The organism is Pseudacidovorax intermedius, from assembly GCF_003350475.1.
Classification (GTDB): domain Bacteria; phylum Pseudomonadota; class Gammaproteobacteria; order Burkholderiales; family Burkholderiaceae_C; genus Xenophilus; species Xenophilus intermedius.
Map to the genome: position 1 here is coordinate 16971 of NZ_QQAV01000001.1, position 20752 is coordinate 37722.

At 69.6% G+C, this 20752-nt stretch carries 20 protein-coding genes; 12 read left to right on the forward strand and 8 right to left on the reverse strand.

The genetic code is table 11. The features are described from left to right. Nucleotides 1-106: 106 nt before the first annotated feature. Nucleotides 107-1984: a glutamine--fructose-6-phosphate transaminase (isomerizing) gene (gene glmS / locus DFR41_RS00060; RefSeq protein ID WP_114801289.1), complete on the reverse strand. Its 1878-nt coding sequence runs from the start codon at nt 1982-1984 to the stop codon at nt 107-109. 157 nt (nt 1985-2141) lie between these two features. On the opposite strand from glmS, the gene DFR41_RS00065 reads away from it, so the two are divergent. Then, complete coding sequence (locus DFR41_RS00065; protein WP_114801290.1) at nt 2142-2612, forward strand: Lrp/AsnC family transcriptional regulator; 471 nt, start codon at nt 2142-2144, stop codon at nt 2610-2612. 148 nt (nt 2613-2760) lie between these two features. Here the strand turns inward: DFR41_RS00065 and glmU are convergent, their stop codons facing one another. Then, complete coding sequence (glmU, locus tag DFR41_RS00070; protein WP_114801291.1) at nt 2761-4194, reverse strand: bifunctional UDP-N-acetylglucosamine diphosphorylase/glucosamine-1-phosphate N-acetyltransferase GlmU; 1434 nt, start codon at nt 4192-4194, stop codon at nt 2761-2763. A gap of 85 nt (nt 4195-4279) precedes the next feature. Between glmU and DFR41_RS00075 the strand changes: the two genes are divergently transcribed. Continuing rightward, complete coding sequence (locus tag DFR41_RS00075; RefSeq protein ID WP_244917604.1) at nt 4280-5134, forward strand: DUF6279 family lipoprotein; 855 nt, start codon at nt 4280-4282, stop codon at nt 5132-5134. Between the two features lie 13 nt (nt 5135-5147). Here DFR41_RS00075 and DFR41_RS00080 read toward each other — a convergent pair whose 3' ends face one another. Next, nucleotides 5148-5897 (reverse strand): Crp/Fnr family transcriptional regulator, encoded by a 750-nt coding sequence (locus DFR41_RS00080; protein ID WP_017761211.1) that lies wholly within the window; start codon nt 5895-5897, stop codon nt 5148-5150. Between the two features lie 108 nt (nt 5898-6005). Between DFR41_RS00080 and DFR41_RS00085 the strand changes: the two genes are divergently transcribed. After that, complete coding sequence (locus DFR41_RS00085) at nt 6006-6413, forward strand: BLUF domain-containing protein (RefSeq protein ID WP_043115742.1); 408 nt, start codon at nt 6006-6008, stop codon at nt 6411-6413. 115 nt (nt 6414-6528) lie between these two features. Here DFR41_RS00085 and DFR41_RS00090 read toward each other — a convergent pair whose 3' ends face one another. Further along, a complete protein-coding gene (locus DFR41_RS00090) occupies nt 6529-6843 on the reverse strand; it encodes a DUF2917 domain-containing protein (RefSeq protein ID WP_017761209.1) in 315 nt (104 codons plus the stop codon). Nucleotides 6844-7002: 159 nt separating this feature from the next. On the opposite strand from DFR41_RS00090, the gene DFR41_RS00095 reads away from it, so the two are divergent. Then, nucleotides 7003-7986 (forward strand): LysR substrate-binding domain-containing protein, encoded by a 984-nt coding sequence (locus DFR41_RS00095; protein WP_017761208.1) that lies wholly within the window; start codon nt 7003-7005, stop codon nt 7984-7986. A gap of 85 nt (nt 7987-8071) precedes the next feature. Here the strand turns inward: DFR41_RS00095 and DFR41_RS00100 are convergent, their stop codons facing one another. Beyond that, complete coding sequence (locus tag DFR41_RS00100) at nt 8072-8689, reverse strand: 5-formyltetrahydrofolate cyclo-ligase (RefSeq protein ID WP_114801292.1); 618 nt, start codon at nt 8687-8689, stop codon at nt 8072-8074. A 9-nt stretch (nt 8690-8698) separates the two neighbouring features. Between DFR41_RS00100 and DFR41_RS00105 the strand changes: the two genes are divergently transcribed. From DFR41_RS00105 to DFR41_RS00120, 4 genes are all read left to right on the forward strand, one after another. Further along, nucleotides 8699-10696, forward strand: a complete 1998-nt coding sequence (locus tag DFR41_RS00105; protein ID WP_114801293.1) for a lytic transglycosylase domain-containing protein — start codon at nt 8699-8701, stop codon at nt 10694-10696. A 23-nt stretch (nt 10697-10719) separates the two neighbouring features. Continuing rightward, entirely contained in the window at nt 10720-11295 is a 576-nt protein-coding gene (locus DFR41_RS00110; protein ID WP_114801294.1) for an MgtC/SapB family protein, read from the forward strand. A 150-nt stretch (nt 11296-11445) separates the two neighbouring features. Continuing rightward, nucleotides 11446-12138, forward strand: coding sequence for a glutathione S-transferase family protein (locus DFR41_RS00115; RefSeq protein WP_280525146.1), 693 nt, complete (start codon nt 11446-11448; stop codon nt 12136-12138). Between the two features lie 34 nt (nt 12139-12172). Next, nucleotides 12173-13423: a multifunctional CCA addition/repair protein gene (locus DFR41_RS00120; RefSeq protein ID WP_114801295.1), complete on the forward strand. Its 1251-nt coding sequence runs from the start codon at nt 12173-12175 to the stop codon at nt 13421-13423. Here the strand turns inward: DFR41_RS00120 and DFR41_RS00125 are convergent. Then, nucleotides 13406-14437: a hypothetical protein gene (locus DFR41_RS00125; RefSeq protein ID WP_017757417.1), complete on the reverse strand. Its 1032-nt coding sequence runs from the start codon at nt 14435-14437 to the stop codon at nt 13406-13408. The genes DFR41_RS00120 and DFR41_RS00125 overlap by 18 nt on opposite strands. Before the next feature lie 238 nt (nt 14438-14675). Here DFR41_RS00125 and otsB point away from each other — a divergent pair, with 238 nt between their 5' ends. Together otsB and otsA are read left to right on the forward strand one after the other, a co-directional pair. Continuing rightward, nucleotides 14676-15425, forward strand: a complete 750-nt coding sequence (otsB, locus tag DFR41_RS00130) for a trehalose-phosphatase (RefSeq protein WP_114801297.1) — start codon at nt 14676-14678, stop codon at nt 15423-15425. 35 nt (nt 15426-15460) lie between these two features. Then, on the forward strand, nt 15461-16846 hold the full coding sequence (gene otsA, locus DFR41_RS00135) for an alpha,alpha-trehalose-phosphate synthase (UDP-forming) (RefSeq protein ID WP_017757419.1): 1386 nt from the start codon (nt 15461-15463) through the stop codon (nt 16844-16846). Between the two features lie 18 nt (nt 16847-16864). On the opposite strand, the gene DFR41_RS00140 is transcribed toward otsA, so the two are convergent. After that, the gene (locus DFR41_RS00140; RefSeq protein ID WP_114801298.1) at nt 16865-17788 is read right to left on the reverse strand and encodes a LysR family transcriptional regulator; all 924 of its coding nucleotides are present in this window, start codon (nt 17786-17788) and stop codon (nt 16865-16867) included. A 109-nt stretch (nt 17789-17897) separates the two neighbouring features. Between DFR41_RS00140 and DFR41_RS00145 the strand changes: the two genes are divergently transcribed. Further along, nucleotides 17898-18677 carry an SDR family NAD(P)-dependent oxidoreductase gene (locus DFR41_RS00145; RefSeq protein WP_114801299.1) on the forward strand — a complete coding sequence of 260 codons (780 nt, stop codon included), beginning with the start codon at nt 17898-17900 and terminating at the stop codon, nt 18675-18677. On the opposite strand, the gene DFR41_RS00150 is transcribed toward DFR41_RS00145, so the two are convergent. Next, nucleotides 18670-19050, reverse strand: a complete 381-nt coding sequence (locus tag DFR41_RS00150) for a hypothetical protein (protein ID WP_114801300.1) — start codon at nt 19048-19050, stop codon at nt 18670-18672. The two genes, DFR41_RS00145 and DFR41_RS00150, sit on opposite strands and share 8 nt — an antisense overlap. Before the next feature lie 181 nt (nt 19051-19231). On the opposite strand from DFR41_RS00150, the gene DFR41_RS00155 reads away from it, so the two are divergent. Next, the gene (locus DFR41_RS00155; RefSeq protein ID WP_114802114.1) at nt 19232-20692 is read left to right on the forward strand and encodes an aminotransferase-like domain-containing protein; all 1461 of its coding nucleotides are present in this window, start codon (nt 19232-19234) and stop codon (nt 20690-20692) included. The last annotated feature ends 60 nt before the right edge of the window (nt 20693-20752 follow it).

Genomic DNA, 20752 nt, shown 5'->3' on the forward strand with positions numbered 1-20752 from the left:
TACCAGTAACCTCCGACGTTATCTCAGAAATTAATGCGTCGTTTCGGACTCAGCGCGCTGTCTCGGACATTAATTGCAAAGAACAGGTGGCGGCTTGACGCGCCCCTCACTCCACCGTCACGCTCTTCGCCAGATTGCGCGGCTTGTCCACATCCGTGCCGCGCGCACAGGCCGTGTGATAAGCCAGCAGCTGCAGCGGCACCACGTGCAGCAGCGGCGACAGGCGGCCGTAGTGCTCGGGCATGCGGATCACGTGCAGGCCTTCGCTGTTCTCGATGTGCGTGTCGCCGTCGGCCAGCACGTAGAGCACGCCGCCGCGGGCGCGCACTTCCTGCAGGTTGCTCTTGAGCTTGTCGAGCAGCGCGTCGTTGGGCGCCACGGCCACGACGGGCATCTCGCTGGTGACCAGCGCCAGCGGCCCGTGCTTGAGTTCGCCGGCGGCATAGGCCTCGGCGTGGATGTAGGTCACTTCCTTGAGCTTGAGCGCACCTTCCAGGGCAATGGGGTAGTGCAGACCGCGGCCCAGGAAGAGCGCGTTCTCCTTGCGCGCGAAGTCCTCGGCCCAGGCCACCACCTGCGGCTCCAGCGCCAGCACCGACTGCAGCGCAACGGGCAGGTGGCGCATCTCCTTGAGGTAGCGGGCTTCGTCTTCCTCGCTCAGCCGGCCCTTGGACTGGGCCAGCGCCAGCGTCAGCAGGAAGAGCCCCGCCAGCTGCGTGGTGAAGGCCTTGGTCGAGGCCACGCCGATCTCCACCCCGGCGCGCGTGATGTAGGCCAGCTTGCATTCGCGCACCATGGCGCTGGTGGCCACGTTGCAGATGGTCAGCGTCTGTTCCATGCCCAGGCTGCGCGCATGACGCAGGGCGGCCAGCGTGTCGGCCGTCTCGCCCGACTGGCTGATGGTGACCACCAGCGTGCGCGGGTTGGGCACCGAATCGCGATAACGGTATTCGCTGGCGATCTCCACCTGCGTCGGCACGCCGGCGATGCCCTCCAGCCAGTACTTGGCGGTGCAGCCGCTGTAGTAGCTGGTGCCGCAGGCCAGGATCAGCACCTGGTCGATCTCCTGGAACACGCGGTAGGCGCTGGCGCCGGGCTGGCCGTCCACCTCGGCACCATCGAAGAGCTCGGGCACGATGCCTTCGACGCCTTCCAGCGTGTCGGCGATGGCACGGGGCTGCTCGAAGATCTCCTTCTGCATGTAGTGGCGGTAAGGGCCCAGCTCGGCCGCGCCGCTGTGGGCATGGACGGTGCGCACGCGGCGCTCGACGCGCTTGTGGTGGCGGTCGGCGATCCAGTACTTGCCGGGCTGAAGGTCGACCAGATCACCCTCTTCCAGGTAGACGATCTGGTCGGTCACGCCGGCCAGGGCCATGGCGTCGCTGGCCAGGAAGTTCTCGCCCTGGCCCACGCCAAGCACCAGCGGCGAACCGGCGCGCGCACCCACCACGCGATGCGGCTCGTCGCGGCAGATGACGGCGATCGCATAGGCGCCGTGCAGCTGGGCCACGGCGGTCTTCACGGCCTCGAACAAGTCGCCGTCGTAGGCGCTGTCGATCAGGTGGGCGATGACCTCGGTGTCGGTCTGGCTGGCGAAGACGTAGCCACGCGCCTGCAACTGCACACGCAGGCTCTCGTGGTTCTCGATGATGCCGTTGTGCACCAGCGCGATCCGCGGCGGCCGCTGGCTGTTGGGCAGCTCGCCCACGCCATGGCTGAAGTGCGGATGGGCGTTGTGCACCGCGGGCGCGCCATGCGTGGCCCAGCGCGTGTGGGCGATGCCGGTCTGGCCTTCGATGTGCTCCGTGCTCACCTGCGTGAGCAGGTCGGCCACGCGCGAGGTGGTGCGTGCCCGGCCCAGGCCGCCCCCGGCATGCACGGCCACGCCGCAGGAGTCATAGCCGCGGTATTCCAGCCGCTGCAGGCCCTGCACCAGCAGGGGAACGATGTCGCGATGAGAGGCTGCGCCGACGATGCCGCACATGGGAAGGTCTCCAGAGAGGTGGAAGCAGCAGGCGTGCTGCCGAGGTGGGCGATGCTAGGCGAGGCAGAATGAACGTTGCTTTCGTTTTTCTTGAATGATTGACTGTTTATTCCATCACCTCCGATGAATAGAATAAAAATTCATCTAATCATCGATTATGGAATTTTTTAACCTCGATGCCATTGACCGGCGTCTGCTGGAAGCCCTGCAGCGCGATGCCTCGCGCACCAATCAGCAGTTGGCTGCCGACCTGCACCTGTCGCCCCCCACCTGTCTGCGGCGCGTGCAGCGCCTGCGCCAATCGGGCCTGATCGCACGCGAGGTGGCGTTGCTGGACGTCGACCGGCTGGGCGCCATGCTCACGGCCATCGTGGAGATCTCGCTGGACCGGCAGGACGAGCAATCCCTGACCGCCTTCGAGGCGCGCGTTGCCCCAGACGAGGCGGTGCAGCAGTGCTACCGCGTCTCGCCCGGCCCGGATTTCGTGCTCATCGTCACCGTGCGCGACATGCCCGCCTACCAGGCGCTGGCGCAGCGGCTGTTCACCAGCGATGCCAACGTGCGCAACGTGAAGGCCTTCTTCAGCGTGCGCCGGGCCAAGTTCGAGCCGCGGGTGCCGTTGGAATAGGGCACGTGCCCGTTGCACCTGCGCGGCGAACCCCTTTCCCCGCGCGGCAGTAGTTTGGGAAAGGGGCGGAAGCTTCGCCTCAGTCGAGCCGGGCGCCCGCATTGCGGCCCGCCCTCTCCCGCGAGGGGAGAGGGAGTTGGTCATGCCGTCAGGGCTTCTTCGCGCCCTTCACCGGCCGCTTCCAGTTCGCGAAGCTCACCTGCCGCGCCCGGGCCACCGTCAACGCACCGGGCTCGGTGCTCTTGCCGACGGTCGAGCCGCCGCCGATGGTGCCGCCGGCACCGATCGTCACCGGCGCGATCAGCACGCAGTTGCTGCCCACGTGCACATCGTCGCCGATCACCGTGCGGTGCTTGTTGGCGCCGTCGTAGTTGGCGGTGATGCTGCCGGCGCCGTAGTTGACGCGCTCGCCCACCGTGGCGTCGCCCAGGTAGGCCAGGTGGTTGGCCTTGGCGCCATCGGCCAGGATCGAGTTCTTCACCTCGACGAAGTTGCCGATGTGCACCTCGCGGCCCAGTTGCGCGCCGGGGCGGAGACGGGCGTAGGGGCCGATCAGTGCGCCCGCACCCACCACCACACCAGCCGCCTCTCCGGCGATGTGGGTGTAGGGGTGGATCACCGCCCCGGCCTCGATGCATGCATCCGAGATGACGCAGTGCGCCCCGATGCGCACGCCCTCGCCCAGGCTCACGCGGCCTTCGAAGATGCAGTTGATGTCGATCTCGACATCGGCGGCGCAGTCCAGCTCGCCGCGCAGGTCGAAGCGCGCCGGGTCGGCCAGGCGCACGCCGGCGTCCATCAGGCGCTCGGCCTGGCGGCGCTGCCAGTCGCGCTCCAGCGCGGCCAGTTGCGCGGGGCTGTTGATGCCGGCCACCTGCAGCGCGTCGGTGGTCTTCTGCGCCACCACGGGCAGGCCCTCGGCCACGGCCATGCCGACCACGTCGGGCAGGTAGTACTCGCCCTGGGCGTTGTAGTTGGACAGCCGCGCCAGCCAGCCGGCCAGCGCGCGGGCGGGCGCCGCCATCACGCCCGAATAGATCTCGCGCACCTGGCGCTGGGCTTCGGTCGCGTCCTTGTGCTCGACGATGGCCTGCACGCCACCGGCCGCATCGCGCAGCACCCGGCCGTAGCCCGTCGGGTCGGGCAGCTCGATGGTGAGCAGCGCCAGACGCTCGCCACCGCTGGCCTCGACCAGGGCGCGCAGCGTGTCCTGGCCGATCAGCGGCACGTCGCCCGACAGCACCAGCACCACGCCGTCGCCGGCCAACGCGGGCACGGCCTGCTGCACGGCGTGGCCCGTGCCCAGTTGCGGCGACTGGCGTACGCAGCGCACGTCGGCGCCCAGTTGCCAGGCGGGAATGGCGGCCTCGACCTCCTCCGCGCCGTGGCCGGTGACCACCACCACGCGCCGCGCGCCCAGGCCGGCGGCCGTACGCAGCACATGGGCAAGCAGCGGCCGGCCAGCCAATCGATGCAACACTTTGGGCAGGCGACTCTTCATGCGCGTGCCCTTGCCGGCGGCCATGACGACGACATCGACGGCGATCGAGGAAAGGCTGGACGTGGTGGGTGCAATGGTCATGGTCGGTGCTGCTGCGGCAGCGAGCGAAGGAGCGGAAGGCGGCCTGCAACGAGGGCCGCGTGGCGGCGCCGGAGGCCTGCGAAAAGTGGCGCGGATTATCGGCGCGCTGCTGCTGGCGGTCGTGCTCGGCGGCTGCAGCGCGGTGCGCCTGGCCTACAACAACCTGCCCGAGATCAGCTACTGGTGGCTGGACGGCTACCTGGACTTCGACGGCGCCCAGAGCCTGCAGGTGAAGGCGGCCCTGGCCGGGCTGCAGGAGTGGCACCGCCGCGAGGAACTGCCCCGCTTCGTCGCCCTCGCCGGCCAGGCCCGCGACCTGGCGCGGGGAGACATCACGGCCACGCAGGTCTGCGCGATGTCGGACGCGGTGCAGGCCCGCCTGCTGGCCCTGGCCCTGCGCGCCGAACCCGAGGCGACCACGCTCGCACAGAGCCTGTCGCCCGCCCAGCTGCAGGTGCTGGAGCGCAAGTTCACCCGCATCAATGGCGAGTTCCGCCGCGAATGGCTGCGCCTGCTGCCGGCCGAAGTGCAGGACAAGCGCTACGACACCTTCCTGGACCGTTACGAGGACTTCTACGGCCCTTTGGACTCGCGCCAGCGTGAGCTGCTGCGGCAGACGGTGCGCCAATCGGCCTTCAGTCCGCAGAAGCTGGACAACGTGCGACGGGCGCGCCAAGCCGAAGTGATGGCGCTGCTCCGGGGACTGCAGCAGCAGCCCGGCCTGCCGGCCGCCGAGGCGCAGCAACGCGTGCATGCGCTGGTGATGCGCGTCTTCGAGCCGCCACCTGGCGAATGGCGCACACAGCAAGACGCGCTGACGCAGGAGGGCTGCCGCAACACGGCCCAGTTGCATGCGGCGATGAGCCCCACGCAACGCGAACGGGCGGCGCAGCGCATCGAGGGTTATCGGCAGGACCTGATCGCGCTCACCGCGCCTTGAGCCTGCCCGGGAATCAGAGGAGTGGGACCGGCCGCATGGGGCGCTCGAAGTAGTCGCCCAGCGCTTCCAGCGCGTGGGGCTCGAGGATCTCCAGCCAGCCGCCCTCCAGCCGGTGCAGGCCCAGGCGTTGCAGCTTGCGCAGGGTTTTGTTGGTGTGCACCAGCGACAGGCCCAGCGCATCGGCGATGTGCTGCTGCTGGAACGGAAACTCCAGCCGGCCCGCCTCCGTCATTCCCAGGTGCTGCGCACGGCGGTACAGGTGCATCAGCAGCATCGCCACCCGCTCGGCCGCCGTGCGGCGGCCGGTGGTGACGAGGTTGTCGTCCACCATCTTCTCCTCGCGCGCGGCCAGCCAGGTGATGTCGTAGCCCAGCTTGGGATGCTGCAGGAAGAAGTCCCAGAGTCGATCACGCGGAAAGGTGCACAGCACCACGTCCGACGCGGCCTCCACACCGTGGGTACGGCCATCGGCAAACTCGTCCTGCAGGCCGAGCAGATCGCCCGGCAGCAGGAAGTTCAGGATCTGCCGCCGCCCATCGCTCAGCGACTTGTAGCGGAAGGCCCAGCCCGAATAGAGCGTGTAGAGCTGATCGCTGCGCACATGCTCGCCGATGATGCGTTCCCCCGCAGCCACACGCCGGCTGCCGGTGCGCCATTCGGCGACGGCCCGGCGTTCGGGTTCGGAGAGGGCAAGAAAGGCGGGAAGGCTGCGCAGTCGACATTCGCTGCACGGATGGCCACAGGCCGAATGGGACACCGACATCGGGCAGATGCAAGGGGTGGAGGTACCCCAATATAGACATTCGGCCTGTGTCTTTTGACATTCGTCGAACGCCTCCCGGCGTCGGCCGGCACCCTAAAGTGGATGGCGATGCCTGCTGACCCCCACAGCCTCTACGAGTTCTTCTACACCAGCCAACTCGATCCGCAGACCTCCCCCACCGTGGTGGGACAGATCCTGTCCAAGGCCCGACCGCACAACGCGCAGGCCGGCGTGAGCGGACTGCTGGTATTCGACGGCCTGCGCTTCTTTCAGCACCTGGAAGGCCCCCGCATCGCGCTCGAACCGCTGATGGGCCGCATCGTCGAAGACATGCGGCACGAGGACGTGCGCATCCTGCATGAAGGCCTGCTCGACCAGCGGCGCTACCACCGCTTCGACATGGGCTACGCGCAGACCGACGACTTCGATGCGCTGGCTGCCTTGATGACGCTCTCGGGCCTCCCGGCGGTGGAGCAATTCCTGCACATGCGCTCCAGCTTCGACATCCAGGCCTGACCAAGAGGGCCGCGGAGCAGGCCAAGCGGGAACATCCGCGGAACCGGCTCCGCCGGGCCGCAGGATGTGCCCCCTGCAAGGGGGTGGGCGGCGCGCGAAGCGCAGAGCCTGGGCGTTAGTCGTGATCCCATGTGTAGGTCGCGCCGAAGCCGTCCCATGGCTCCATCACGATGCGCTGGCCGGCCTCGACCACCAGCGACTCGCCGGGGCCGACGACCAGGTCTTCGCTGCCCCATTGCGCCGTGGCGTCGCGGGTGACCCACACCCGGCCCTGCCGCATCCGCAGCACGCTGCGGCTCTGCGCCCGCAGGCTGATCGCCTGCCCCGCCTTGAGCTGCCAGGCACCGCGTCGCACGGCCGGCGGAATCGCGGCGGCAGGCGCGGCGATCAGGGCTTCGCGGGTCGTGGTGCACAGGGTGGCGGCGGTCATGGCGGTTCTCCTCGTCGAGCAGCGTGTCGCCCATTGCGCCACGTCCGCTTGGGGAACCGATCATCTGCAGCAAGGCGCAGCCGGTCCAATGAAAACGCGCTAGGCTACTGATGCCGGCGACGCATCAATCGCCGCCCGCCCCTCCTGCCCGTCCCGCCCATGCAGCACTCCCAGACCCACCTGCGCACCCGGCCCATCGGCGCCGGCTACCTGCGCGCCTTCGAGGCTGTGGCCCGGCACCTGAACTTCCGCGCCGCGGCGGAGGAGATGGCGCTGACCCAGTCCGCGGTCAGCCGCCAGATCCAGTCGCTCGAAGAAGAGGTGGGCGTGCCGCTCTTCCTGCGCCACACCCGGGCGGTGGAGCTGACCAGCGCCGGCGCGCAGCTGCTGCTGGCCACGCAACAGGCGCTACCGCGCATCGACGGCGCGGTACGGCAGATCCGCCAGAGCGCCGGCCGCAAGAGCGTGGCTTTGACCACCTTCGCCTCCTTCGCTTCGATGTGGCTGATCCCGCGGCTGGAGGCCTTCCAGCAGGCGCATCCGGACATCGACATCCGCATCGATGCCAGCGATGTGGCGATGGACCTGGACCTGGCGGACATCGACATGGCCCTGCGCTACGGCCCCGCAGAAGCCATGCCGGCAGGCGCGGTGCGCCTGTTCGGCGAGACGCTGATGCCGGTGGCCAGCCCCTGGCTCATCAAGAGCAATCCGGCCATCCGCGAGCCGGCGGACATCACCCGCTTCACGCTGATCGAGGCCGGTGACGCGCACCGCACGCACCTCGAATGGCTGACCTGGCGCCGCTGGTTTGAGACCAAAGGCCTGGCCCGCACCCAGCCGCGGCGCTGGCTGTACTTCAACTATGCCTATCAGATGGTGCAGGCCGCCCTGTCGGGCCAGGGCGTGGTGCTGGCGCGCAGCCCGCTCATCGCCGAGAGCCTGGCCAGCGGCGACCTGGTGGAGGTGCTGCCGCGCCAGCGCATGGATTCGCCGATGGCCTACTGGCTGCTGGTGGCGCCGCGCAGTACCGCGCGGCCGGAGATCCGCGCCTTCTGCGACTGGCTGCGCGAGCAGGCCGCGGTCACGCGCAAGACCATCGGCGACGGGCCGGACCCGGACACGCTCACGGAACTGGACTGAACACCGACCGCACAGCGTGTCTGCGCGGTCGGCCGAATCGCCCATCCAGCGAAACCGGTACTCCTAAGGCACCCCGAGGCGCCGGTCAGCCGACGGGCCAGACCACGCCGTTGTCGTTGAGGATCGCGTCCAGCGGCACGTCATGCGCCTCGGGCTCGAAGTCGTCGACGAAACCGTTGGCAAAGCCCAGCCCGACGGTGAAGGGCCGGGGCTCCAGCGCCGCCAGCGTGCGGTCGTAGAAGCCGCCGCCGTAGCCCAGCCGGTAGCCGCCAGCGCTGTAGCCCAGGCAGGGCACGAACAGCAGCGTGGGCACGATCAGCTCGGTGTCCTTGGGCTTGGGGATGTCGTAGGCATCGTTCTCCATGGGACAGCCGGGGTACCAGACGTGGAAAGTGAGCGTCTTGGTCTCGCGGTCCACCACCGGCAGGCCGATGCGGCGGCGCTGGGGCTCTTCCATCAGCTCGCCATCCTCCTTCCAGCGGTGCAGCGCTGGCAGGGGGTCGAACTCGCCCTTGATGGGCCAGTAGGCGCCGATCACCGTGTCGGGCCGGCCCACCAGCCAGAAGCGCATCACGCGCTGCAGGAGGTCGGCGCGCTGTAGGCGGTCGGGCATCGCCAGGCGTTGCTCGATGAGCGCCGCGCGGACCTGGGACTTGAGAAAGGCCGCCGTGCCCGCGCGTTCTTCACCGTGTGCTTTGTCCATAATCCTTCGATGCAGTTTCAAGGCATTTTGTCACCCCGCCGCGGCTGGCTCGCCGCCCTGGCCCTGGTGGCCGCCACCCTCGCACCGCCGGCCTGCGCGCAGGCCAACCGCAACGACGACGTGCTGCTGCAGATGAAGCAGGCCTTCCAGCGTGGCGACAAGGCCCGCCTCACGGCCCTGCTGCCGCAGGCCCGCGGCCATGCACTGGAGCCCTGGGCCGCCTACTGGGAACTGAAGGCGCGCCTGGGCGAGGCCAGCAGCGACGAGGTCAACGCCTTCTTTGCCCGCTACCCCGGCACCTACCAGGAAGACCGCCTGCGCAACGACTGGCTGCTGCTGATGGGCCAGCGCCGCGCCTGGGACGAGTTCGCCGCCGCCCATGCCGCCTTCCGCATGAACGACGACCGCGAGGTGCAGTGCTACGCCGTGCTGGTCGATGCGCTGCGCAGCGGCCGCGCCACCACGGCGCAGGTCGAGCAGGTGCGCCGCAACTGGCTGGCGCAGCGCGACCTCGACGATGGTTGCCTCACCGCCGCCGATCGGCTGATCGGCGCGGGCGCCATGCCGAAGTCCGACGCCTGGAAGAAGGCGCGCATCGCCATGGAGGCCAATCGCCCCAGCGCCGCCCGCGCGGCCATCAACCTCGTCGCGCCCGAGGCGCTGCCCACCTTCGACCAGGTCAACGCCAGCGCGGTCAAGTTCCTGCTCGGCGCGGCCTCGGCCGCCTCCCGTGGCCGCAAGGAGATGGTCGTGCTGGCGCTGCTGCGCATGGCCGTGGCCGATCCCGACACCGCGGCGGCCCAGCTCGACAGCAAGTGGGGCCCCATGCTCAGCCCCGAGGAGCGCAACTGGGTCTGGGGCAGCATCGGCCGCCAGGCGGCGCAGAAGCTCTCGCCGCAGGGCTTCGTCTACTTCGCCAATGTCAGCAAGAACAGCGACCTGACCGACGACATGCTCGGCTGGAAGGTGCGCGCCGCGCTGCGCATGGGCGAGTGGAAAGAGGTCGACGCCGCCGTGCGCGCCATGAGCGAAGAGGCGCAGCAGGACCCGACCTGGGTCTACTGGCGCGCCCGCGCCCTGCTGGCCCAGGGTGGCGAGCGCCGCCAGCAGGAGGCCCGCACGCTGCTGGAGACCATCGCCGGCACGCGCGGCTTCTATGAGCTGCTGGCGCTCGAAGAGTTGGGCCAGCGCGCCCAGGTGCCCACGGCGCCCGCGCCCCTCACGCCCGAGGAGCGCGCCGCCGCGCAGAACAACCCCTCGCTGCAGCGCGGCCTCTACGCCATCGCCATCGGCTTGCGGCCCGAGGGCGTGCGCGAATGGAACTACGCCACCAACCTGCACGACCGCGGCGGCATGGACGACCGCGCACTGCTGGCCGCCGCCGACCTGGCCTGCCAGCGTGAGGTGTGGGACCGCTGCATCAACACCAGCGAGCGCACCAAGGGCACGATCGATGCGGTGCAGCGCTTTCCCATGCCCTTCCACGACACGGTGCTGCGCAAGAGCCAGGACATCGGCCTCGACCCGGCCTATGTCTACGGCCTGATCCGCCAGGAAAGCCGCTTCATCATGGATGCCCGCTCGGGCGTCGGCGCCTCGGGCCTGATGCAGGTGATGCCCGCCACCGCCCGCTGGACGGCGCGCAAGATCGGCCTGCCCTATTCGCCGGACATGATCACCGACCGCGAGACCAACATCACCATCGGCACCAACTACCTCAAGCTGGCGCTGGACGACTTCGACGGCTCGATGCCGCTGGCCGCCGCCGCCTACAACGCCGGCCCGGGCCGGCCGCGCAGCTGGCGCAACGGGCCGGTGCTCGACGCCGCCATCTGGGCCGAGAACATTCCCTTTGCCGAGACGCGCGACTACGTGAAGAAGGTGATCGCCAACACCACCAACTATGCGGCGCTGATCTATGGCCGGCCGCAGTCCATCAAGGAGCGGCTGGGCCGCGTGGGCCCGCGCAACGCGGCCGAGCCCGAGCCGAACAAGGACCTGCCCTGATCCGCTGATCGCTCTGGAGCGCCATGGACTGGATGGACGTCGTCGCCGACACGCTGGCCACAGAGTTTTCGGACGTGCCCGATCTCGCCCAGCTGGTGCGCATCGTGGTGCGCCTGCTCCTGGCGGCGCTGCTGGGTCTGCTGCTGGGCTTCGAGCGCGAATACGAGGGCAAGGCCGCCGGCGTGCGCACGCACATGCTGGTGGCCATCGGCTCGGCCCTGTTCGTGCTGGTGCCGCAGCAGGCCGGCATCGAGCCGGCCGACATGAGCCGCGTGATCCAGGGCCTCGTCGCCGGCGTGGGCTTTCTGTGTGCGGGCACCATCCTCAAGCGCGGCCGCAACGAGGAGCAGGTGGAAGGCCTGACCACCGCCGCCGGCCTGTGGATGACGGCCGCCATCGGCATGGCCTGCGGCCTGGGTCGCGAGGTGACGGCCATCCTCAGTGCCTTGCTGGGGCTGGCCGTGCTCCAGGCCATGCCGCGGCTGGTGATCTGGGTGAGCCGCATGACCGGGCCGCCGCGCGGCGGCGATCACACGCAGAAGAGGCGGGCGTCTGGCCGTGACGACGAAGCTGGCCGAGGCCCAGCCAACGGCCACTGAACAACGCCCGCGCGCCGGCTGCATCCAGCGGACGGCGAAGGCATGTCACGGCACGCATCAATCGCCGTCATTTTTTGCATCGATGCGCGCGGGGATCGCCCCTAGCATGGCCGGCACCCCTCTGTCTCTCACCCACCCCGGAGATCCCCCGTGTCCACGCTCCAGCTCTACATCGGCAACAAGAACTACTCGTCCTGGTCCATGCGCCCCTGGGTGCTGATGAAGCAGGCCGGCATCGGCTTCGAGGAGGTGATGGTGCGCTTCGACAGCTTCGAGGCGGACTCGCGCTTCAAGGCCGTGGTGGGTGCCGTCAACCCGACCGGCAAGGTGCCGGTGCTGGTCGACGGGCCCATCGTGGTGTGGGACACGCTGGCCATCGCCGAATACCTGGCCGAGCGCTTTCCCGACAAGCAGCTCTGGCCGGCAGACACCGCGGCCCGGGCGCATGCCCGCAGCATCTGCGCGGAGATGCATGCCGGCTTCGGTGCGTTGCGCAACCACTGCGGCATGAACATCGAGGCCTCGCTGCACGACGTCGGCGCCCGCCTGATGCGCGAGGAGCCGGCCGTCGCCGCCGACCTGGCGCGCATCGGCCAGATGTGGGAAGGCCTGCTGCAGCAGCACGGCGGCCCCATGCTCTTCGGCGATTTCGGCATCGCCGATGCGTACTACGCACCGGTGGCCACGCGCATCCGCACCTACGGTCTGCCGGTGCCCGCAGCCGTCGATGCCTACATCGACCGCCTCTACGCACTGCCGGGCGTGAAGGCCTGGGTCGACGAGGCCCTGGCCGAACATGACTTCGTGCCGATGGACGAGCCGTACCGCAAGTCACGCGACTGAGCGGCGCACGAGGGGCCGCCCCTACACTGCCCCGATGCAGAAGTTTCTTGTCGGCGGCGCCATCCGCGATGCGCTGCGGGGCCGGCCCGGCAGCGACCGCGACTGGGTGGTGGTGGGCGCGACCCCGCAGCAGATGCTGGACACCGGCTACCTGCCGGTGGGCCGCGACTTCCCGGTCTTCCTCCATCCCGACACGCGCGAGGAATACGCCCTTGCCCGCACCGAGCGCAAGAGCGGCCCGGGCTACCGCGGCTTTGTGGTCCATGCCGCGCCCGAGGTCACGCTCGACGAGGACCTGGCCCGCCGCGACCTGACCATCAACGCCATCGCCCTGCCGGCTGAACTGGCCGACATCGAGCCGCTGCGCACCGAGGCGCTCATCGACCCCTTCCACGGCCAGCGCGACCTGCAGCAGAAGGTGCTGCGCCATGTGACCGAGGCCTTCCGCGAAGATCCGGTGCGCATCCTGCGCCTGGCGCGCTTCGCCGCCAAGCTGCACGACTTCAGTGTGGCGCCCGAGACCCTGGCGCTCATGCGCGGCATGGTCGAGGCCAGCGAAGTCGATGCCCTGGTGCCCGAACGCGTGTGGCAGGAACTGGCCCGGGGGCTGATGGAGCCGAAGCCTTCGCGCATGTTCGAGGTGCTGCGCGACTGCGGCGCCCTGCGCGTGCTGCTGCCCGAGGTGGAGCGCCTGTGGGGCGTGCCCCAGCGCGCCGAGCACCATCCCGAGGTCGACACCGGCGTGCACCTGATGATGGTGCTGGACATGAGTGCCCGGCTGCAGGCCCCACTGCCCGTGCGCTTCGCCTGCCTCACGCACGACCTGGGCAAGGGCACCACGCCCGCCGACATGCTCCCGCGCCACATCGGGCATGAGCAGCGCAGCGCCCGCCTGCTGGTCGGCCTGTGCGAGCGCTGGCGCGTGCCCACCGAGGTGCGCGAACTGGCCGACGTCGTGGCACGCGAGCACGGCAACATCCACCGCAGCGGCGAACTGGGCCCCGCCGCCCTGCTGCGCCTGCTGGAGCGCTGCGATGCCCTGCGGCGGCCGGAGCGCTTCGCGGATGCACTCCTCGCCTGCGAATGCGACGCCCGCGGTCGCCTGGGCTTCGACGAGCGGCCCTATCCCCAACGCGATCGCCTGCTGGCCGTCCTCGCCGCCGTGCAGGCCGTCGCCACCGAGCCCATCGCCCGGGAAGCCCAGGCCCGCGGCGCCAAGGGGCCGCAGATCGGGCAGGCGATCCAGGCGGCGCGCGAAACGGCCATTTCAGGAATGCCCGGCTGATGCCGGGGAGGGCGCAAGGGCGTCGGGCAAGGGGCGCAGCACGAGTTCGACGGCGCTGTCCGTCACCGACACCCGCGACGCTGCCGGATCCGCATCCCAGCCGTTGATGCTGCGCACCTGCAGCACCCAGCGACCGCCGCCGCGCAGATCGACCCGGGCCGTGACGGCATTGCCGTAGTCACGGCAACCTGGGCCGGTCGCTTCGTCGGCCAGCTTGAAGCGCGGATCGCTCTTGCGCACCGGCACCACCGACAGCAGCGTCAGGCAGGCAGCGCGGTTGACGCGCAGCTGCGATTCGCCGTCAATCCGCAGGCCGACGACGGCGGCGGCACCTTCGGCGATGAAACCGGATCGGCCAATGACCCCGATCACGCCGAGCACGACGCCCACCAAAGCGACGCTGACGACAAAGGCGTTCTTTCCCAGCCCAGGCAGTGCGTTGAACAGAGTGGTGAGGCTCAGTACCGCCAACGCCGCGAGCCAGAAAACCCACTCAGCCACATCGGGGTCGAAAACGCCGAGTTTCAGGATCAGGATCAGCGCCCCAAGCACGAGCGCACAGCCCGTAGCAGCCGCCAGCACACTGAGCGCAAAGCGCCACCACCTCGCCCCTCTCGCCAGAATCAATCTGCCCAGTGCGCTGGCCATCACCAGCAGGGCCGTGGTCAAGCCGCCGATCCATTCCCATGCCGCTGGTGTGCTACGAGAAATGGTCCATACAGCGAAAGCCAAAAACGCCACGCATTGCGTGAGTACGGCCTCCTTGAAGCCCAGGCGCGGAAGTTCGTACAGCGCCGGGACCCAGACCGGCGCCTGCAATAGAAGCCAGAGGAACGCCAAGCCCAGCAGCACGACCAGCGCGACAGCGGCGCCGAAACTGATCGAGACGCCCGCCTCAGGCGCGTAGCCGATCAACATGCAATAGCGGTGCACCACCGCAGCGCCCGCCATCACCAACAGGGCGCTCAGCGCCGCGATCGGCACTTCATGGAGCGTGGCGAAGAGGTTGCGCACGACGGGCCACCAGAGCGATCGCGAAGGCCCCGGTACACCGCGCTTTCGCGCAGCGCTTCGCTTGAGTGGCTTGACGGCCACAGGCCGGCTTCCAGCAGTTTTCACAGACTCTCTCCTCCCGGACGGATTGGCATGACTGCGCCAATGGGCGCGAGGTCAGATCTTCGTCCCTGCGCCCTCAGCACCGCGCGGCATTGGCCGACGCCGCCCACGCCACCCGGCTGCTAAGGTCGTCTCGATGCAAATGCCTTTCCTGCCAGGGAGCGACGCCGCCCTGTTCCTGGACTTCGACGGCACGCTGGTCGGCATCGCGGAGACGCCCGAGGCGGTGAAGGTGCCGGACGGTCTGGTGCCGCTGCTGGCCCAGCTGCACGACGCTCTTGACGGCGCCGTGGCGATCGTCTCCGGGCGACCCGTGGACGTGCTCGACCGCTTTCTCGCGCCCCTGCGTCTGCCTACCGCTGGCGAGCACGGTGCACACCGACGCGACGCCGAAGGGCAACTGATGGAGCGCGCGCCGACCGACCTGTCCGAGGTGATTGCCGCGGCCAACGCGCTGGCCAACCGCCACACCGGCCTGCTGGTCGAGCGCAAGCAGGCCGCAGTCGCGCTGCACTACCGGCTTGCGCCAGAACTGGAGCAGCTCTGCCTGGACACCATGGCCGAAACGGTCGGTGACCGCCCGGAGTTCGAACTGCTGCACGGCAAGTGCGTGGTCGAGATCAAACCCGCCGGCACCAACAAGGGCACCGCCATCACGGCCTACCTGAAGGAGCCGCCGTTCATCGACCGCAAGCCCTTCTTCTTCGGCGACGACACCACTGACGAAAGCGGCTTCGCCGTGGCCCAGGCCTTCGGTGGGCTGGGAATCAAGGTAGGGCCGGGCAGCACGCGCGCCACAGCGCGGGTCGACGGCCCGGCTGCGGTGTACGAATGGCTCAAGCAGGCGGCCGACGCACTGGCCGCGCCAGGGACGGCGCCCCGCTGAGGCGCCGCACAACCGACGAGGAGAAGCAAAGAGACATGGCAAGACTGGTCGTGATTTCCAACCGCGTGGCCGATCCGCGCAAGGTGGCCGCAGGCGGCCTTGCTGTGGCGCTGGGCGAATCGCTGCAGCAGACGGGTGGCCTGTGGTTCGGCTGGAGCGGCACCATCGTCGAGGACGGGCCCACCGGCGAAGGTGAGCTGCATCGCCACCAGGCCGGCAAGGTGACGCTGGCCACGTTGGACCTGTGCCGCGAGGACCACGACGCCTACTACCTCGGCTACAGCAACAAGGTGCTGTGGCCCGTGTTCCACAACCGGCTGGATTTGGCCAACTTCGACGCCGGCTTCATCGGCGGCTACCGCCGCGTCAACCAGCTGTTCGCGCGCAAGCTGATGCCCCTGCTGCAGGAAGACGACATCCTGTGGGTGCACGACTACCACCTGATCCCGCTGGCCGCCGAGCTGCGCGCCATGGGCTGCAAGCAGAAGATCGGCTTCTTCCTGCACATCCCGCTGCCGCCGCAGATCATTCTGGCGGCCATTCCGCAGCACGAGTGGCTGATGCGCTCGCTGTTCGCCTATGACGTGGTGGGCTTCCAGGCGCAGCAGGACGTGCAGCACTTCGAGCGCTATGTCAGCAACGAGGCGCATGGCGAGGCCCTGGGCAACGACCAGTTCCGCGCCTGGGGCCAGACGGTGCGGGCCAGTGCCTTTCCCATCGGCATCGATGTGGACGAGTTCCTGGCACTTACGCATGCCAAGGAAGCGCGCGACATGCACGAGACGGTGCGTCGCGAGTACTCGCAGCGGCGCCTGCTGCTGGGCATCGACCGGCTCGACTATTCCAAGGGCATTCCGCAGCGGGCACGCGCCTTCCGTGAGCTGCTGGCGCGCTATCCGGAAAACCACCGCAGTGCGACGCTGATCCAGATCGCCTCGCCCACGCGCGAGGACGTGGATGCCTATGGCGACATCCGCCGCGAGCTGGAGTCGCTGTGCGGCGCCATCAATGGCGACTACGGCGAGCTCGACTGGATGCCGGTGCGCTACATCCACCGCACGGTGGCCCGCAAGCGGGTGCCGGGGCTGTGCCGCGCCGCAGCAGTGGGCCTGGTGACGCCGCTGCGCGATGGCATGAACCTGGTGGCCAAGGAATACATCGCCGCGCAGGATCCGGCCGATCCGGGCGTGCTCGTGCTGTCGCGCTTCGCCGGCGCGGCCGAGCAGCTGAAGGAAGCGCTGCTGGTCAATCCCTACGACACCCACGGCACGGCCGAGACCATCCAGCAGGCACTGCACATGCCGCTGGAAGAGCGCCGGGCCCGCCACCAGAAGCTGCTGTCGCGCATCCGCGAGCACGATGTGCACTGGTGGCGCCGGACCTTTCTGGACGCGCTGCGCGAGGCGCCGGGCGTGGGCTGACCCCGCCGCGCAGAGTGCTCAGCGGCGGCGGGCCGCGTCGTCCTCGGCCAGGGCCTGGCCGACCAGGCCGGCCAGCCAGTCCATGAAGACCTGCAGCCGGCGCGGCACCTGCCGCCGATGGGCATAGAGCAGCGTGATCGGCAGTGGTGGTGCGCGCCATTCGGGCAGCACCTCCACCAGTTCTCCGCGCGCCAGCGCCTCCCGGTGGCCCAACACGGGCGCCTGGATCAGCCCCAGGCCGGCGCGGCAGGCGGCCTCGTAGGCCAGCGTGTTGTTCACCGTGATCACCGCCGGCATCTCGAAGCTGCGCGGCTCACCCTCCTCCTCGTACTCCCACAAGGCCGGCCAGCCCGCCAGGCGCGAGGAATAGCGCACCAGCCGATGGCCCTGGCGCAGATCGTCCAGGCTGCGTGGGTGGCCGTGCTTTGCGACGTAGGCGGGCGAGGCCAGGTTGGCCTGCACCATCTGCCCGACCGGCCGCGCCACCAGTCCCGACTCCTGCAGCACGCCGACGCGCAGCACGCAGTCGAAGCCGTCGTGCACCAGGTCCACCCGGCGGTCGGTGCTGCCCAGGTCCACCTCCAGCAGCGGATGGTCGGCGAGGAAGGCGGGCAGGTTCGGCAGCACCACCCGTGCGCCCAGTTGCAGCGGCACGTCCGCACGGATGCGCCCCCGCAGCGACCCAGGCTGGCGGCTGAACAGCGACTGCAGGTCTTCCGCGTCCGCGAGCAGCGTCTGCGCCCGCTCCAGGAAGGCCTCGCCATCGGGCGTCACGCGCACGGTGCGGGTCGTGCGCTGGAGCAGCCGGGTGCCGAGGCCAGCCTCCAGCTGCTGCACGATGGCCGACACGCGTGCCCGTGTCAGGCCCAGGCGCTCGGCCGCCCGCGTGAAGCTGGCGAGCTCGGCCACCTGCACATAGACGCGAAGGGAATCGAGGTCCATTGGTCACCCATAAATGACAGTGAAGTCATTTTGCGCGTCTTTTTCTGGCGATTGCCCTTGCCTAAAGTTCCAGTCACCCCATCCACCGCTCCATACAAGGAAGCCGACCATGACCGATACCACCATCACGAACACCGCCCGCATCGCCCTCGTCACCGGCGGCAGCCGCGGCCTGGGCAAGAGCGCCGCACTGCATCTGGCACGCGACGGCGTCGACCTGATCCTCACCTACCGCAGCCGCGCCGACGAGGCCGAGGCCGTGGTGCGCGAGGTGCAGGCCCTGGGCCGGCGCGCCGTGGCCTTGCCACTGGACGTCGCACGCGCCGATACCTTCGCCAGCTTTGCCGCGGCCATGCGCGAGGCGCTGGCCACGACCTGGGGCCGTACGCAGTTCGACATCCTGCTCAACAACGCCGGCATGGGCATCCATGCCAGCTTCGAAGCCACCACGGAAGCCCAGTTCGACGAATTGATGGCCACGCACCTCAAGGGACCTTTCTTCCTCACGCAGGCGCTGCTGCCGCTGCTGGCCGATGCCGGCAATGTGCTGAACGTGTCCTCGGGTCTCGCGCGCTTCTCGCTGCCCGGCTATGCGGCCTACGCCACCATGAAGGGCGGCATCGAGGTGCTGACGCGTTATCTGGCCAAGGAACTGGGCCCGCGCCGCATCGCCGTGAACGTGATCGCGCCGGGGGCCATCGAGACCGACTTCGGCGGCGGCGTGGTGCGCGACAGCGCGCAGATGAATGCGGCCATCGCGGCCCAGACCGCCCAGGGCCGCGTGGGCCTGCCCGACGACATCGGCGGCGCCGTAGCCGCGCTGCTGCGGCCGGGCAATCACTGGATGACCGCGCAGCGCGTCGAAGTCTCCGGCGGGATGTTCATCTGAGCGCAGTCGGCCCACCGATCCTGCCGACACGCGCCAGCCGCGCCAGGGCCGCCCGCCAAAGCGCCTGCAAGCCGGCCGCCAGCGCGGAGGTCGGCGCCGCGGGCATGAGCCAGGCGACCCGCGCGGGCGCATCGTCCAGCGCCAGTACCTGAACCCAGCCCTCGGCATCGACCTGATGGGGCTGGCCAGCGTCCAGATGATGGGACATGGCCACCATCTGCTCCGCGACCCAGCGCGGCGGCTCCACCACCCGCACATGGCCTTCGACGGCGAAGAGCAGCGTGCCGCGGCTCACCGGCAGCAGCAGGCATTCGCCAGGGTCGATGCAGGCCGGATCGGCAGCAGGGAAGTGGGCGGCATGGCGGGCGGTCATGGCAGGTCCTCGGTCGGTGCGTTGAAGTGGCCTCCAGCGTAGGCCTGACGCTGCCTGCAAAACAGGCACACCCTGCGCGGACATCGACCGCAACAGCGGCGCCGAAAAGCGTTCTGTTATGGTCGATTCGCCGCCCAACTGCATCTGTTCCGATACGCGCTGGCGACGCACCATCGCAGCCATGTCCCCCCTGCCCCGCTACCGCCAGCTGGCCCAGCACTACACCCAGGCCATCCGTGACGGCACGCTCCAGCCCGGCGAGCGGCTGCCCTCGCTGCGCGAGCTGATGAAGCTGCATGGCGTGAGCCTGTCCACCGCGCTGCAGGTCTGCCGTACGCTCGAAGGCGAGGGCTTTGCCGAGGCGCGCGAGCGCTCGGGCTACTTCGTGCGCCAGCCGCGCCGCCTCGCCATGGTGCCCATGGACGAGCCCGCGGCCGACCGGCCACCCGATCCCGCGCAGTTCGTCGGCATCCACCAGACGGTGTCGGACTTCGTCACCCGCCGCCGCTGGGGCGAGGTGCATCTGGACCTCTCTTCCGCGCGCGCCTCGCCCGAGCTCTACCCGGCCGACGCCCTGCGCGCGGCCATGATGCGCAGCCTGCGCCAGCGGCCGCAGTTGCTGACGCAGGCCTCGCCCTCGCGCGCCCGCACGCCCTTCCGCGAGGCGGTGGCGCGGCGTGCGCTGCGCGCCGGCATGCACCTCGCGCCCGAGGACGTCCTGCCCACCAACGGCTGCATCGAGGCGCTCAACCTGGCGCTGCGGGCCGTCGCCCAGCCCGGCGACACGGTGGCCGTCGAATCGCCCACCTTCTACGGCCTGCTGCAGGCGCTCGAAAGCCTGGGCATGCGGGCACTGGAGATTCCCACCAGCCCGCAGACCGGCCTCTCGCTGGAGGCGCTGGAGCTGGCCCTGCGCACCTACGAGCGCATCCGGGCCGTGGTGGTGGTGCCGCACTTGCAGAACCCGCTGGGCAGCGTCATGCCCGACACCCACAAGCAGCGGCTGGTGCAGCTGTGCCGCGCGCACGGCGCCGCGCTGATCGAGGACGACACCTACACCGAGCTGCTGGACGCGGACGCCGTGCCGCGTGCCGTCCAGTCCTTCGACACCGAGGGCGGCGTGATCCATTGCGCCTCGATGCACAAGGTGCTGGCGCCCGGGCTGCGGCTGGGCTGGATCCACGCCGGCCGCTGGCATGCGCGGGTGGAGATGCTCAAGTTCGCCCAGACGCGGATGAACGAGGAGCTGTCGCAATGGGCCGTGGGCGAGTTCATGGCCACGAGCGCCTACGACCGCCACCTGCGCCGCCTGCGCGAGACGCTGCGGCTGCAGCGCGAGCGCACGGCCGATGCCATCGCCGCGCACTTCCCGGCCGGCACGCGCATCAACCTGCCGCCCGGCGGGCTCCAGTTGTGGGTGGAGCTGCCGCCCGGCACGCAGGCGCAGGCGCTGTTCGATGCGGCGCTGGAAGAACACATCCTGATCGCGCCGGGCACGCTGTTCTCCAACAGCGCGCGCTGCGACGGCTTCGTGCGCATCAACTGCGGCCTGCCCTGGTCACCGGCGTTGGCAACGGCCTTGAAGCGGCTGGGCGAGCTGGCGCACGCCGTCGCCGCGCCGCGGGAGCGGCGCGCGGCCTGAACATCCACGGCCCGGCCCATGGGCATCGGCCCGGCCACCGCCGTGCACCGCTAGAGTGGT

Excerpts from the sequence above, each read along its gene's own strand:
- glmS (WP_114801289.1), bottom strand. The coding sequence starts at position 1,984 with ATGTGCGGCATCGTCGGCGCAGCCTCTCATCGCGACATCGTTCCCCTG.
- DFR41_RS00065 (WP_114801290.1), top strand. The coding sequence starts at position 2,142 with ATGGAATTTTTTAACCTCGATGCCATTGACCGGCGTCTGCTGGAAGCC.
- glmU (WP_114801291.1), bottom strand. The coding sequence starts at position 4,194 with ATGACCATTGCACCCACCACGTCCAGCCTTTCCTCGATCGCCGTCGAT.
- DFR41_RS00080 (WP_017761211.1), bottom strand. The coding sequence starts at position 5,897 with ATGTCGGTGTCCCATTCGGCCTGTGGCCATCCGTGCAGCGAATGTCGA.
- DFR41_RS00085 (WP_043115742.1), top strand. The coding sequence starts at position 6,006 with ATGCCTGCTGACCCCCACAGCCTCTACGAGTTCTTCTACACCAGCCAA.
- DFR41_RS00090 (WP_017761209.1), bottom strand. The coding sequence starts at position 6,843 with ATGACCGCCGCCACCCTGTGCACCACGACCCGCGAAGCCCTGATCGCC.
- DFR41_RS00095 (WP_017761208.1), top strand. The coding sequence starts at position 7,003 with ATGCAGCACTCCCAGACCCACCTGCGCACCCGGCCCATCGGCGCCGGC.
- DFR41_RS00100 (WP_114801292.1), bottom strand. The coding sequence starts at position 8,689 with ATGGACAAAGCACACGGTGAAGAACGCGCGGGCACGGCGGCCTTTCTC.
- DFR41_RS00105 (WP_114801293.1), top strand. The coding sequence starts at position 8,699 with ATGCAGTTTCAAGGCATTTTGTCACCCCGCCGCGGCTGGCTCGCCGCC.
- DFR41_RS00110 (WP_114801294.1), top strand. The coding sequence starts at position 10,720 with ATGGACTGGATGGACGTCGTCGCCGACACGCTGGCCACAGAGTTTTCG.
- DFR41_RS00120 (WP_114801295.1), top strand. The coding sequence starts at position 12,173 with ATGCAGAAGTTTCTTGTCGGCGGCGCCATCCGCGATGCGCTGCGGGGC.
- otsB (WP_114801297.1), top strand. The coding sequence starts at position 14,676 with ATGCAAATGCCTTTCCTGCCAGGGAGCGACGCCGCCCTGTTCCTGGAC.
- otsA (WP_017757419.1), top strand. The coding sequence starts at position 15,461 with ATGGCAAGACTGGTCGTGATTTCCAACCGCGTGGCCGATCCGCGCAAG.
- DFR41_RS00140 (WP_114801298.1), bottom strand. The coding sequence starts at position 17,788 with ATGGACCTCGATTCCCTTCGCGTCTATGTGCAGGTGGCCGAGCTCGCC.
- DFR41_RS00145 (WP_114801299.1), top strand. The coding sequence starts at position 17,898 with ATGACCGATACCACCATCACGAACACCGCCCGCATCGCCCTCGTCACC.
- DFR41_RS00150 (WP_114801300.1), bottom strand. The coding sequence starts at position 19,050 with ATGACCGCCCGCCATGCCGCCCACTTCCCTGCTGCCGATCCGGCCTGC.
- DFR41_RS00155 (WP_114802114.1), top strand. The coding sequence starts at position 19,232 with ATGTCCCCCCTGCCCCGCTACCGCCAGCTGGCCCAGCACTACACCCAG.